The organism is Corynebacterium sp. 2571A, assembly GCF_055700935.1.
In genome coordinates this window covers 88340-102166 of the sequence record NZ_JASTTE010000005.1, presented here as the reverse complement: position 1 = coordinate 102166, position 13827 = coordinate 88340, and the positions used below count along the sequence as shown (strand labels likewise).

Genomic DNA, 13827 nt, shown 5'->3' with positions numbered 1-13827 from the left:
CTTAGCCATCCGCGTGGGCGCTCCTACCCCGGCGAAGTAGCATAGAAAACATGCGTGTAATGATCCTGCGCTGCGGCGCGCCCCAGTTTTTGCTGCCCCACGATACGGAATCCAACTGGGAAATCCTGGATTGCAGCGCCGTGCCCACGCGCAAGGAGCTCAAGGCCGTGGACGCCGCCGCCCGCGAGATCCTGCCCGAAGACCCCACGCCGTCGCTCGACGAGATCGCCGCCCAGCCCGACGTGGCACACCTGGGCGCGCCGGCGCCCGCGCCCCAACCGGTGCCGGAGGCCCTGCGCGTGGTCGTCATCGGCACGGATGCGGCCCTGTCCGCGGTGATCACCCGGCTCATGCGCGCCGACACCATGTGGGTCGAGGTCGCCTACGTGCCGGTGGAAGAAACCTCCGCCGCCGCCCAGAATTGGGGCCTGCCCCAGCACACGGACGACGCCTTTCGCCTGGCGCTCGACGGTGCGGTCGCGCCGGTACCCACCATCCGCAACGACGCCGGCCAGGCCGTGGCGGGATCGGCCACCATCGGCCAGTGGGACCCCGGCGCCATGACCGGAGAAATCATCGTGGACGACCACGTGCTCGTCCGCCAAGACGGCCAGGCCCTGCGCGGGGGCCAGAAAGGCATCTACGGCGCGAAATTGGTGCCCATGGTGGACGCCCCCGGCATCGTGGCCGCGGCGGCGCCAGTGGCCCGCCAGGGGCTGCTAGAGCGCCTGCGGCGAAAGGGTGCCGAGGCGCAGCCCGGCCCGGTCGATCCCACCACCGTGGCCACCGGGCGCGCCGTCCAAGCCGGCGGGCCCGAACTACGCGTGACCGTGGACGGGGTCTCCCGCCCCCGCCCGGTCGACCGAGTGACTTTCTACCGGCACCTGCGCGACCTGCAGGTGGTGCGGGTGGCGCGCCCCTAGCACCTAGAGGTCGTGTTCGTCCTCGTCGTAGATCTCCGGCGGGTAGGCCGGGGTCTGCGAGGTCGGGATAAGCACGGCCACGGCGGACTCGCGGGACATGCCGCAAATCATCAGCAGGTCCACCACGATGGAACGCGTCTGCGCCAGGATGGCGTAGGCCGACAGCTGGCTGCGTCCTTCCACGATGTCCATGCTCGCCCGCGCACCCGCCCGCCGCAGCCGCTGAACCAGGTGGGGCAGCTCCTGGGCCTCGTTGAGACCGCGCCGGCTGCCATAGATCTCGGCCAGCTCCTCCATGACCGAGCACAGCTCCTCGATGAGCTCGATTTGGACCGGGGAGACGCTGTCGCCATCCTCCGTAATCACCAGCGCGCGGCGGGAGAGCACGCGCACCCCGCGCACACCGTTATCCACCGGCACCAGGATGCGTTCCAGCGAGCGGATATTGCGCCGCGAGCCCCACATGATGGGCGAGACCTCGGAGGCCTCCCGGCCCTGCTTGGCGGCATCGGCCAGCTTCTCGATATTGGTCTGCGTGCCGAAGACGGCCTGCCGGGCCTCCTCGATGATCTCCACATCCTGCTTTTCGAGCCCGCGGGAGACGTCGTAGAGCACGCTGGCGGCGATGCTAAGCACCTTGCAGACTTCCCGGCGCGCCTGGGCCAGCGGCGAGTTCGGGATCAGCGCGATGGTGATGACGCCGATGGCGGAGCCGATGAGGGCATCGATAGCGCGATTGAGCCCTCCGGCGCCTTCCGTGGGCGGGAAGATGGTGGCAATCAGGATGGAGCCAAAGACGATCTGGTTGGTCAGCAGCGGCGACTTCGTCATGAACGAGCCGAGCAGCAGGGTCGCGCCCACGATCACGGTGATCTGGAACGGGCCCTGGCCGACGAATTGAAAGAGGATATCTCCCACCGCCACGCCGGTGATGCCGCCGATGGCCATCTCCACCGCGCGCTTTAGCCGGTCGCCGCCGGACAGGCCCAAGATGATCACCGTGGAGATCGGCGCGAAGAAGGGCTGCGCGTGGCCCGCGATGTCGTTGGCCACCCAGTAGGACAGCCCGGCGCCGACGGTGGCCTGCAGGATAAACACGAAGCGCGAGCGCACGCGGTTCAACCGGGCCATTAATGACCGGTCGATACTGCGCAGGCGCTCGCGCGTGGTGAGTCGTTTTCGTTCTTCGGCCATGGGCGCCATTCTAGGACACTTTTATAGCGCCGCGGCCCGAAAAGACTGCTTTAGCGGGAAACCGTCTTCCCCACGGAGTGCAGGTCCTGGCACGCCTCGATGACGCGCTCGGACATGCCCTGCTCCGCCTTCTTCAGGTAGGAGCGCGGGTCGTAGACCTTCTTGTTGCCCACCTCGCCGTCGATCTTGAACACGCCGTCGTAGTTGGTAAACATGTGGCGGGCGACCGGGTTGGTGAACGCGTACTGGGTGTCGGTGTCCACGTTCATCTTGATGACGCCGTAGCGCAGGGCCTCTTCGATCTTTTCCTTCTCGGAGCCGGAGCCGCCGTGGAAGACGAAGTCGAAGGGCTTAGCGCCCTCGTCCAGGCCGAGCTTCTTCTGCGCGGTCTGCTGGCCTTCCAGCAGGACCTCCGGGCGCAGCTTCACGTTGCCCGGCTTGTAGACGCCGTGGACGTTGCCGAAGGTGGCGGCCAGCAGGTAGCGGCCGTTCTCGCCGGTGCCCAGGGCGTCGATGGTCTTTTCAAAGTCCTCGACGGAGGTGTAGAGGTTGTCTCCGGCCTTGGCCTCCACGCCGTCTTCCTCGCCGCCGACGACGCCGATCTCGGCCTCCAGGATGATGTGGGCCTTGCGGGCCTTTTCCAGCAGCTCCTGGGCGATCTCCAGGTTCTCATCGATCGGGATGGCGGAGCCGTCCCACATGTGGGACTGGAACAGCGGCAGCTCGCCGCGGTCGACGCGCTCCTGGGAGATGGCGATGAGCGGACGGACGTAGTCGTCCAGCACCTCCTTCTGGCAGTGGTCGGTGTGCAGCGCGACGTTGATGCCGTAGTGCTTGGCGGCCTCGTGCGCGAAGGCGGCCAGCGCCTGGGCGCCCGCTACCTTGTTCTTGACGGCCAGGCCGGAACCGAACTCCGCACCGCCCGTGGAGAACTGGATAATGCCGTCGGACTCGGCCTCAGCGAAGCCCTTGAGCGCGGCGTTGATGGTCTCCGAGGAGGTGCAGTTGATGGCCGGGAAGGCGAAGCCAGACTGCTTCGCCTCATCCAGCATGGCGTTGTAGACCTCTGGGGTAGCAATAGGCATAGAAGTGAATCTTCCTTACTTGGTTCGCGTTTGACTTACTGCACTACCAAGTATGCCTGTGATTTGGCTTGCGCGCCGCAGGTCCCGGTTAAGGAAAGGTGTGAGTTTGTACCTAGCCGGTGTCTGGCCCCGGCTAGGGGTGGCTCGTGATTGCTAGGACCGACGGTCTGCGCGGTCGCGGGCAACCCGGGCGGCGGCCTCCATCAGCATCCAACCGGACAGCTGCACCGACAGGTCGCGCTCGGCGATGCGGATAACGCCGACCTTCTCGCCCAGGGTGGTCGGGCCCAGGCCGAAGTTGTGGGGCAGGCGCGCGTCCGCGGTCCAGTCCGTGCCGAAAATCGGCAGGCCGTCGACCTCTAGGCGGTGCTCCCAGACCGAGGCGGCCGAGGACATCACCAGGCGGGCGGCGAGCTTCTTCGCCGCGCGGTTGGCGGGCGAATCCCCCGGCAGGCGCACGGCGGCGTCCGCCAGGTAGCGCACCAGGATGCCCTTGAACAGGCCGCCGTCGCCGTCGCCGGTATCCCAGTCGATGACCCCGGCCGGGGTGGCCATATACGAGGCGATGGCCTGGATGAGCCCGCGGATGCGGGTCAGGTACTGCACGGTGTCCTCGGCGCGCTCGGCCTCCTGGACCGAGTCGAGGTGTTCCAGGGAGGAAAAGCCGGCGCGCTTGCGCAGGGCCAGTGCTATCTCCAGGCAGGCGCCCAAAACCACGCCTTGGCAGTAGGGGTGCAGGTTGCGCACCCACTCCGGGCCGTCCATGCGCATGCGGACGCCGTCCATGATGAGCCCCTGGTCATCGACCAGGTTGTCGTAGATCCACTCCACAATCTCCTGGGCCTCGGAAAGGTGCCCGGTGCGCGCCAAGAGGATCGCCGCCGGCCCGTTGGAGGGCACGTTGAAGAAGTTCTCGCCCTCGCGCCACGGCAGCACGCCCAGGTGCTCGTCGCGGCCGGCGCGGATGTCGTCCTGCAGCTCCGCGAGCTTCGAATAAGGCTTGACCTTGCTCAGCTGCCCGGCGCGCTGCAGGGCGAGCGCCAGCCAGGCCTTGTCGTCGAAATAGCGGTTGTTCTTCAGCGGGCTGAGGTTGCGCACCCGGATGCCGCGCACGGTCTCCGTAATCCGCTTGCGCCGCATCTTGGTGTTGTGGCGCTGGGCGGCATCCACCAGGCAGTCCAGGTAGTGCGCCTGCCACCAGTAGTGCCAGTGGAGGAAAACCTTTTCCTTACCGGTGGGCGGCCAGCGCACAATGGCCAGGTTGGTCTTCGGCAGTCCCCACACGCGTGCCGCGTGGCGGTCATTGATGGCGGTTTCTGCCAGATCCGCGCGGTGTGCCCACTTTTCGTCCACTCAGGTGCCCTAAAACTAGTCGATCTACTACTTCCAGGAAGTCTAGCGCGCTGCCAGCTCACCCGTGCAATTTTGCGCAACCGGCTGGCGCGCCCGCCTACCAGCTCTGGGCTAGATCCGCGTGCTGGCGAATCCAGGCATGCATGGCGATGCCGGCCGCCACCCCCGCGTTGATGGACCGGGTGGAGCCGAACTGGGCGATGGAACAGGTCATCACCGCCCCGTCCTGGGCGGACTGGCTCACGCCGGGGCCTTCCTGCCCGAACAGGAGCAGGCATTTCTCCGGCAGCTCGGCGGTCTCCAGCGGCACGCACCCGGGGGTGTTGTCGATGGCCACGACCGTCAGCCCCGCCTGCACCGCCCACTCCAGCAGCTGTTCCACCGTGTCGTGGTGGGCCAGGTGCTGGTAGCGGTCCGTGACCATGGCGCCGCGCCGGTTCCAGCGGCGGCGGCCGACGATGTGGACCGTGTCCACCGCAAAGGCGTTGGCCGTGCGCACGACCGTGCCGATATTCGAGTCGTTCTCGAAGTTCTCAATGGCGATGTGCAGGCTGTGGCGCCGGCTATCGATGTCGGCGACGATCGCCTCGCGCCGCCAGTAGCGGTAGGCGTCCACCACGTTGCGGCGGTCGCCTTCGGCCAGCAGCTCCGGATCGTAGCGCTCTGCCTCCGGGCCGGTGGGCCACTGCCCTTCCCACGGGCCGACCCCGTGCCGGCCCTCGTTCCATTCGGTGGGGCCGGGCTGTTGGTCGACTTCGGTGCCGCGGGCGTCCGGCTTAGGCAAGGTCGAGGTCCTCCAGGCCCAGCAGGAAGCGGTACTCCAGGCCCTCGGCTGCGATGGCCTGGTCCGCGCCGGTGGCGCGATCCACGACGGTGGCAATGCCGACGACCTCGGCGCCGGCCTCGCGCAGCGCGGCCACCGCGGTCAGCGGGGAGTTGCCCGTGGTGGTGGTGTCCTCGACCACCAGGACCTTCTTGCCTTCCACGTCGGCGCCCTCGATGCGGCGCTGCATGCCGTGCTTCTTGGCCTCCTTGCGCACCACGAAGGCGTCGATCGGGCGGCCGTCCGCGTGCATGATGGAGGTGGCCACCGGGTCCGCGCCCAGGGTCAGGCCGCCGACGGCGTCGAAATCCCAGTCCGAGGTCAGCTCGCGCAGCAGCGCGCCGATCAGCCGGGAGGCCTCGTGCTGGAGGGTCGCCCGGCGCAGGTCGACGTAGTAGTCCGCTTCCTTGCCCGAGGACAGAGTCACCTTGCCATGCACGACGGCCAGCTCCTTGACCAGCTCGGCTAGTCGGCTCTTCTTCTGCTCGTCCAGGTTCATGAGGTCAAAAACTCCTTTACTTTGCCCGCGCGGGGGCGAAGAATGCGTCCGCTGCTCGCGCTCCTGCGATTTTCGTCGTTTTCTAGCTTAAGACACCCCGCGGGTGAAAACCACGCCGAGGGGCAGCCTAAGGGTTGCGGTCGTCGCCGCTATCGCTTACGGGGTGCTCCGGGATATCGCCGATGGGGCCTAGCTCGGCCTCGATCTCGTCGAAAATCGAGGAGCCGCGGCCCAGGTCGCGCGGCAAGCGGGCGACGGATTCGTCCGCCTGCGGGCGTTCCTGCCCGTCGGCGATGGCGTCCACCTCGTCCGCGCCCAGCGCGCGGTGTTCCATGGACCCGTGCGCGGCGCCGGCGCGGCGGCTGGGCAGCACCATCGGTTCTTCCGGGCGCTGGACCGGCGGGCGCGCCATGTCCTCGGTCGGGTTGGGCACCGCGGTCGGGCCCGTCGGCGCGACCGGCTGCGGCGGGGGCACCACACGCGTGGGATCCCCCTGTTCCGGGTGGTAGACCAGCCCGGCCGCGGGGCGCGGCGGCAGCACGCGGGCAACATCGGCCAGCACCGCCATCGGGGCGAGCATCTCATCCCACTCGGCGCTGCGGGCAGTCTTATCCGTCTGGCCCAGCACCCATTCGTTTTCCATCCACACCGCGGTCACTGCCTCCGGCAGGTACTCCAGCCCGGTGGCCAGGCGGTCGTCGTTCATGCGCTCGACCACGCCCGGTTCCGTGGCGTAGACGCTAAAGCCGGCGATCTCGGTCGCGGCAACCAAGTCCTCCGAGGCCTCCTCCGCCAGCGGCAGGCCCGTGCGGCGGAAGTCCACCACCACGTCGGAGCTCGCGCCGGTGCGCAGCGCCATCACGTTCACCCCGCCCAGGTCGAGCAGGAAAAGCTCGTGGCCGAAGACCGTGCCGTGGGCGATGTCCCGGGGGCGCGCTCCCCCGGCGGCCGCGCCCCGCGTCCACTCATCCGCCAGGTAGGAATCCTCCTTGGCGAAGTCGAAGCCGTGCTGGTTGGCCCACGCCTTGCGCTCGCGCCGCAGCGCGCCCGGCAGGAGAGGACGCCCGATCTTCTTCTTCGGCGCCGCCTTCGTAGCAGTCTCCGGCTCCGGCTCGTGCGTGGTTTCGGGCGCGGGCTCCTCCTGCTCCTCGGCGGCCGGGGTCTCTGGCTCCTCGGCGACTACTGCGCCTGCCTGTGCCCCCGCCTCCGGGTCTGCCTGGTCGGCCGTGCTGGCGTCGTCGGCATCCTCGGCGCCGTCGGCATCGTCGGCTGCGAGTTCGTCTGCGGGGCCCGCGGGTTCCTCGTAGACGATGTCCGGCGCCGGCGAGGCATCCGGCTCCGGTACCTCGGTCGCCTCCGGGGTGTCGTGATCGGGGGCGGCCGGGGAGGCATCGGTGGCGTCTGCAAGGCTGTCGTCGCGGTTGTCGTCGCGCTCGGCCAGCGAGCGCTGCTGCGCGGCCTCCTGGGTCTGGGCGGCGCGCCACAAAAAGACCGCGCCCGCGGCGGCCAGCAGGGCCAGGATCAAAAGCAAAATAGGTGTCATTAGCGCCCTAGTTTACTGCCTGACGCCGGGGCGCGGGGTCTTAGGCACCGAGGGAGACGCGGTCGCCGCGCTCGACCGGGTTGGTGGCATCCGCCGACCACTGCGACCAGCCGCCCACGTAGTGGCGCGCGCCGTTAAGGCCCACCCAGTCCATGGTGGCCAGGGCCAGGCCGGAGTGGTTGCCGGAGCCGGAGTAGACGATGGCGCCGTCGACGTTGTCCTGGTTGATGCCGGCGTTGTGGAAGACTTCGAGGATCTCCTCCTGGGTCTTCCAGGTGCGGTCCGCGTGGTGGAGGTAGCGCTCCGGCACGTTGACCGCGCCCGGGATGTGGCCGGCCTTCAGGTCCAGGTTCTCGCGGCGGCCGGCAAAGCGGTTGGGCTCGCGGGTGTCAATCAGGATGCCGTCGTGCTCCTTGACCTCGTCGATGGTGGCGACCATGTCCGGGTTGGGGTCCACGGTGGCGTTGGTCTCCACGGAGATATTGCCCGGGCCGGTCAGGGTGGGCAGCTGCTCCCGGCGCCAGTGGGCCAGGCCGCCGTCGAGCACGCGCACGTCCTCGATACCCGCCCAGCGCAGGATCCACCACGCGCGGCCGGAAAACAGCCCGCGGCCCTCGTCGTAGACGACGACCGGGCGGTCCTTGCGCAGCCCCCAATTCACGAACCATTCCTGCAGCTTGTCCGGGTCCGGCAGCGGGTTGCGGCCGTTGCGGGAGCCCGGCAGGCCCGCCATGGCGGCGGAGACGTCGCAGAGCTGGGCGGTCGGGATGTGGAGTGCGTGGAACTGGTTTCGGGCGCTGTTGGCGCCCGAGCCCCACAGGCAGGCCAGAACGGTGAGGCGATCGCCGGCGTAGATGGCATCGTAAAGCTCGCGGGGGGAGACCAAAATACTCATGTTCCCCACTCTAGAGCCAAAGCGGACTCCCCGCCCGCCGGGGCGCGTCGACTAGGCCGCGCGCAGGCGAAAGGCCCCGGCTACCCCGCCTTGAGAAGTGGGGCGGCCGGGGCCTTAACGCGTGTGCCTTAGTCCGCCGGCTGCTCGGTGGACTGCAGGTCCAGGGACTCGCCGTCGGCGGCCACGGTGACCTGCACGGTGTCGCCGTCGCGGATCTCGCCGGCCAACAGCTTGCGGGCCAGCTTGTCGCCGATGGCCTGCTGGATAAGCCGGCGCAGCGGGCGGGCGCCGTAGTCCGGGTCGTAGCCGCGCTCGCCCAGCCAGGTCTTGGCCTCGTCCGCCACGTCCAGAGTTAGGCGCTTGGCGGCCAGGCGCTCGGCCAGGTTGGCCAGCTGGATGTCCACGATGCCACGCAGCAACTCAGTCGACAGGCTCTCGAACATCACCACGTCGTCCAGGCGGTTGATGAACTCCGGCTTGAAGGCCTTCTTCACCGCCGCCATGGTCTCCTCCTTGGTGCCGCCGGCACCCAGGTTGGAGGTCAGGATGATGACCGTGTTGCGGAAGTCCACCGTGCGGCCCTGGCCGTCGGTCAGGCGACCTTCGTCCAGCACCTGCAGCAGGACGTCGAAGACGTCCGGGTGGGCCTTTTCCACCTCGTCGAAGAGCACCAGCGTGTACGGGCGGCGGCGGACCGCCTCTGTGAGCTGGCCGCCGGCCTCGTGGCCAACGTACCCCGGAGGGGCACCGACCAGGCGGGAGACGGAGTGCTTCTCCCCGTACTCCGACATATCGATGCGTACCATCGCCGAGGCGTCATCGAACAGGAAGTCCGCCAAGGCCTTGGCCAGCTCGGTCTTACCGACGCCGGTCGGGCCCAAGAAGAGGAAGGAACCGGTCGGGCGGTTCGGGTCCGCGACCCCGGCGCGCGAGCGGCGCACCGCGTCCGAGACGGCCTTGACAGCCTCGGACTGGCCCACCACGCGGCGTCCCAGGATCTCCTCCATGTTCAGCAGCTTCTCGGTCTCACCCTCGAGCATCTTGCCGGCCGGGATACCCGTCCACGCGGAAACGACCTCCGCGATGACGTCCGGGCTGACTTCCTCGGTCAGCATGGAGTTGCTCTCCGACTGGGTATGCGCCCGGGATTCGGCATCCGCCAGCTGCTTCTCCAGCTCCGGGATGCGCCCGTAACGCAGCTCCGAGACCAGCTCGTAGTCGCCGTCGCGCTCGGCGATCTCCGCCTTGCGCTTGAGCTCCTCGAGCTCCTCCTTGGCCTCCTGGACCTCGTCGATAGCCTTCTTCTCGTTAGCCCAGCGGGCCTTGAGCTCGCCCAGCTTCTCCCGCTCATCCGCCAGCTCCTGCTGGAGCTTGGCCAGGCGGTCCTGGCTGGCGGCGTCGGATTCCTTCTTCAGCGCCAGCTCTTCGATCTCCAGCCGGCGGACGACGCGCTCGAGCTCGTCGATCTCCTGCGGGGAGGAATCAATTTCCATCCGCAGGCGGGATCCGGCCTCATCGACTAGGTCGATGGCCTTGTCCGGCAGGAAACGGTTGGTGATATAGCGGTTCGACAGCTCCGCCGCCGAGACCAGCGCCGAGTCCTGGATGCGCACGCCGTGGTGCACCTCGTAGCGCTCCTTCAGACCACGCAGGATGCCGATGGTGTCCTCCACCGAGGGCTCGCCCACGTAGACCTGCTGGAAGCGGCGCTCCAGGGCCGCGTCCTTCTCGATGTACTTGCGGTACTCGTCCAGGGTGGTCGCGCCCACCAGGCGCAGCTCGCCGCGGGCCAGCATGGGCTTAATCATGTTGCCCGCGTCCATCGAGCCCTCGCCCGTCGCGCCGGCGCCGACCAGGGTGTGCAGCTCATCGATGAAGGTGATGATCTGGCCCTCCGAGGCCTTAATCTCATCCAGCACCGCCTTCAGGCGCTCCTCGAACTCGCCGCGGTACTTCGCGCCCGCGACCATCGAGCCAAGGTCCAAGCTAATGAGGGTCTTGCCCTTCAGCGACTCCGGCACGTCACCGGCCACGATGCGGCGGGCCAGACCCTCCACAATCGAGGTCTTACCGACGCCGGGCTCACCGATGAGCACCGGGTTGTTCTTAGTACGACGCGACAGCACCTGCACCACGCGGCGGATTTCCTGATCGCGGCCAATAACCGGGTCGATCTTTCCTTCCCGCGCCCGGGCGGTCAGGTCGGTGGAGTACTTCTCCAGGGCCTGGAACTGGTCCTCCGGGTTTTCCGTGTTGACCTTGGCGGCCCCGCGCACCGACGGGAACGCGCCCTTAATGGCGTCGTAGGTAGCGCCGCGGCTGGTCAAAAGCTCCGCCGCGTCCGTCTTCGAGCCGGCGATGGCTGCCAGCAGCACCTCGGTCGAGACGTAGTCATCCCCTAGCTCGCCCGCCAACTCCTGGGCCCGGGTCAGCACGTTGAGCGCGTCCCGGTTGAAGTTCGGGTTGGCCATATTCGACCCCTCGGCCTTCGGGTAACCGTCGACCAGGCCGCGGGCCTCCTGCAGCACGGTCTGCGGGTCCACGCCGGTGGCCTTGAGCACCGGGGCGGCGATGCCGTCCTGCTGGTCCAGGATGGCCGCCAGCAGGTGGGCCGGGCGGATATCCGGGTTCCCGCCCGCGGAGGCGGTCTGCAGCGCCTGCTGCAGGGCCTCCTGAGTTTTCGTAGTTGGGTTGAATGAATTCATAATCTGCTTTCTCCTTTAAGTAAATCTCCCTACCTCGGGGCGATGATCCCACTGTAGAGGCTTCACTAGATGTAACGCAGAAAAACTTGAGTATATTCCACTCAACTTTCGAAAATCTTATTTTTCTTGGGTTTCGGCCGCCTTCTTGGCTTCGGGTTGGTTCGGTGGCTACCCTCGTAGCCACCCTCGTGCTCGTCCTCGCGCCAGCCGCTGGGCTGCTCCTCGTCGCTGTCGCGGCGTTCGTTCTCCCGGTCAGAGAACGTCGCGCGGCGCACCTTGGCCGAACCGTCGAAGTTGGAGCCCAGGGCGCCACCCATGATGCCCAGCGAGGTGGTAAACCACGCGATATCCACGTAGTCACGCCAGCCAACCGCTTCGCCGAGCTGCTCGGTTAGGTAGTCCGGCGGGATGACCACCACGGTCAGCGCCGCCATGCCGCAGAAGGTCAGCGCGAACATCATCAGCACCGTCACCAGCACTGTCAGCCCCGTCGAGGCGTTGTCCAGCCGCGCGCGCTGCCGGGAGGTCTGGTGGGAGACCCGGTGCCACATGCCGTTGTAGATGACCAGCCAGGTGGACAGCACCACGATGGCCACCACGCTGACCAGGGCCAGGCGCTGGGGGCTGAGCGCGTGCGCCATCTGCCAGACCGAGCCGTAGAAGATACCGAACCCGCCGGTGGCGACCGTGACCGCCAGGCAGCTGGCCAGGGCGGTCAGCATCCGGCCGGGGCGGTTGGTGCGCACCATGCCGCCGACGAAGCGGGCGCGCTGGCCGGTGACGAAGGTGGCATCGGCGTGCTCATCCGCGCCGTCGACGTGCGACGGGGCCACCTCCTTGCCCGGCCCCGACCACTGGCCACTTTGCCCGAAGGCCCGGACCCGCTCGGCTAGGTTCTGGCGGCCGAGCCGGAAGCCGAAGGCCGGCAGGCTCACGATGGCGGCATCGCCGGCCTCCCCGACCACCTGCGCGGCCACGGGGTCGCCGTCCGCGGTCATCGGCATATCCGTGACGTAGACGAACCGGTCCCAGCCATAGCGGGTCCGAATAGCCTCCGCCGAGGCCGACAGCGCGATGTTGCCGGAGCCATCCGTGGGCACCGACTCCACCACCACGTCCGCATCACTTAGTTCTTGATTGACCACTCGGGCGGGCAGGCCATTATCGACCAGCACTCCCCACTTGGACACACGCGTCACGCACCTTTTCTCTCTATATATTCGGGGAAGCTTATTCTACGCGCGGGGCCGGCCGCGGATCGAACCCTGGATCGACAAAGCCGCCGCGACCCCTGTGCGCTCGGGGTGCGGCGGCTGGCGGCGTAGAGCTTTTAGGACTTCTGCCCCACGTGGCCGATGCCTTCCTTGAAGATCGTGCCGCGCGGCGGCAACCAGCCGGCAAACCGGAAGGTGAGGTAGATGCCGACGGCAATCGCCAGCGAGATCCAGCCCAGGCCGGCGGTGAAGCCGTAAATCACGGCGATCGGGGCCACGACGGTCATGCCAATCTCGAAGGGGCCGAAGCCCACGTAGGCCATGCCGTATTCCGACAGGGTGCCGGACTCCAGCTTCGGGTCGACGATCTTGAGGATGGCGATACCGGTGGCGACGGTGGCCGTAGCCCAGCCCCAGCCGAAGATGCCGCGCTCAATCCAGCGCTCGCCGAAGAACTCGGCCGGGAACCACAGCAGGAAGAAGGTGCAGTAGATGGTACCCAGCACGAACAGGACCAGCAGCGGGATCCAGTAGCTCGCGATGGCGGCCGGCACGATGGCGGCAATACCGAAAGCAATCAGGTAGTCGGTGGCGGCACCGGAGACCGTGGAGATGGCCTCGCGGTCCAGGTAGTCGTTAGCGCCGATGGCGTTCATGATGGCGCGGATGATGAGTCCGACGACCATGGACATGGCGAACAGCGGGATGGAGACGTTCTCCCAGACCGAGGAGATAGCCGAGTTGATGAGGTAGGCAATCATGACGGTCAGAACGATGAAGCCCAGGTGCAGGGTCAGCGGCTCAATCGCGGACGGGTTGGTGGTCGCCCGCCCCAGGGACGGGCGGTCCTCCACGTTGCGGATGTAGCCGCGGCGCAGCTCCTCCGGCAGCTCCTTCGGGACGTGGGAGACCTTGCCGCGGCGAATGCCCCAGTTGCCGGCGACGACGCCGCCGATAATAGCGGCCAGCGTACCCACGGTAGCCGAGGTGAAGCCCAGCGACGACGCGGCCTCCGCGCCGACGCCCTCCAGCGCACCGCCGACCGCCGCGGCGGTGCCGAAGCCGCCGGTGAAGCCGACCGGCAGCATCATGCCGAACCAGTTCGGGGTGTCAAAGGCCGGCATGAACAGGAAGACGCCCAGCAGGATGAACAGGCCCCACTGGCCCGTGAACATCATGGTGGAAAAGCCCCACATGTTGCGCGCGCCCTTGCGCATGGAACCGCCGACCTCCATGGAATACGCCATGGAGGCGAAGACGACGGCGATCAGCAGGGAGGTGTAATCACCCAGCGCGTCGGAGAAATTGATCCAGCCCAGCACCTCGGGGCCCAACAGCAGGCCCAGTAGGCCAGCCGTGATCGGGGCGGGCAGGAGCAGGTCCTGGAAAATGAACTTGACCTTGTGACGCAGGACGTTGCCGATCACCATGAGCAACGAAATCCAGCCCACGTCCAACATCAGGGAATAAGCAGAAAACTCTTCCACCGGCTATCCTTTCACCTTCATCGTGAATTGCCGCCGCCCACCGTGGGCCGCGGCCGCTCCCCGCGGGGCGCCGGCCTGTGAATCCGCCGTGGAACCGCTGTCACCG

General features: G+C 67.6%; 11 protein-coding genes. 1 reads left to right on the top strand and 10 read right to left on the bottom strand.

From position 1 onward, the window contains the following. Positions 1–50 precede the first annotated feature (50 nt). Positions 51–923 carry a hypothetical protein gene (locus QQS53_RS10570; RefSeq protein ID WP_472775797.1) on the top strand — a complete coding sequence of 291 codons (873 nt, stop codon included), beginning with the start codon at positions 51–53 and terminating at the stop codon, positions 921–923. Between the two features lie 3 nt (positions 924–926). Here QQS53_RS10570 and QQS53_RS10565 read toward each other — a convergent pair whose 3' ends face one another. The 10 genes from QQS53_RS10565 to QQS53_RS10520 form a co-directional block, all read right to left on the bottom strand. Further along, positions 927–2117, bottom strand: coding sequence for an FUSC family protein (locus QQS53_RS10565; protein WP_472775796.1), 1191 nt, complete (start codon positions 2115–2117; stop codon positions 927–929). Between the two features lie 50 nt (positions 2118–2167). Beyond that, the gene (gene fbaA, locus QQS53_RS10560; RefSeq protein WP_472775795.1) at positions 2168–3202 is read right to left on the bottom strand and encodes a class II fructose-bisphosphate aldolase; all 1035 of its coding nucleotides are present in this window, start codon (positions 3200–3202) and stop codon (positions 2168–2170) included. A gap of 153 nt (positions 3203–3355) precedes the next feature. Beyond that, the gene (locus tag QQS53_RS10555; RefSeq protein WP_472775794.1) at positions 3356–4555 is read right to left on the bottom strand and encodes a glycoside hydrolase family 76 protein; all 1200 of its coding nucleotides are present in this window, start codon (positions 4553–4555) and stop codon (positions 3356–3358) included. A 97-nt stretch (positions 4556–4652) separates the two neighbouring features. Further along, positions 4653–5339, bottom strand: coding sequence for a TrmH family RNA methyltransferase (locus QQS53_RS10550; RefSeq protein WP_472775793.1), 687 nt, complete (start codon positions 5337–5339; stop codon positions 4653–4655). Continuing rightward, complete coding sequence (gene pyrE, locus QQS53_RS10545) at positions 5332–5877, bottom strand: orotate phosphoribosyltransferase (RefSeq protein WP_472775792.1); 546 nt, start codon at positions 5875–5877, stop codon at positions 5332–5334. Before pyrE ends, QQS53_RS10550 begins: the two co-directional genes overlap by 8 nt. A 127-nt stretch (positions 5878–6004) precedes the next feature. Beyond that, positions 6005–7420: a hypothetical protein gene (locus tag QQS53_RS10540; protein WP_472775791.1), complete on the bottom strand. Its 1416-nt coding sequence runs from the start codon at positions 7418–7420 to the stop codon at positions 6005–6007. 40 nt (positions 7421–7460) lie between these two features. Next, a complete protein-coding gene (locus tag QQS53_RS10535) occupies positions 7461–8315 on the bottom strand; it encodes a sulfurtransferase (RefSeq protein ID WP_472775790.1) in 855 nt (284 codons plus the stop codon). 128 nt (positions 8316–8443) lie between these two features. Continuing rightward, positions 8444–11020: an ATP-dependent chaperone ClpB gene (gene clpB / locus QQS53_RS10530; protein ID WP_472775789.1), complete on the bottom strand. Its 2577-nt coding sequence runs from the start codon at positions 11018–11020 to the stop codon at positions 8444–8446. Positions 11021–11121: 101 nt separating this feature from the next. After that, entirely contained in the window at positions 11122–12210 is a 1089-nt protein-coding gene (locus QQS53_RS10525) for a hypothetical protein (protein WP_472775788.1), read from the bottom strand. A 140-nt stretch (positions 12211–12350) separates the two neighbouring features. Next, entirely contained in the window at positions 12351–13721 is a 1371-nt protein-coding gene (locus QQS53_RS10520; protein ID WP_472775787.1) for a sodium/glutamate symporter, read from the bottom strand. Between the last annotated feature and the right edge of the window lie 106 nt (positions 13722–13827).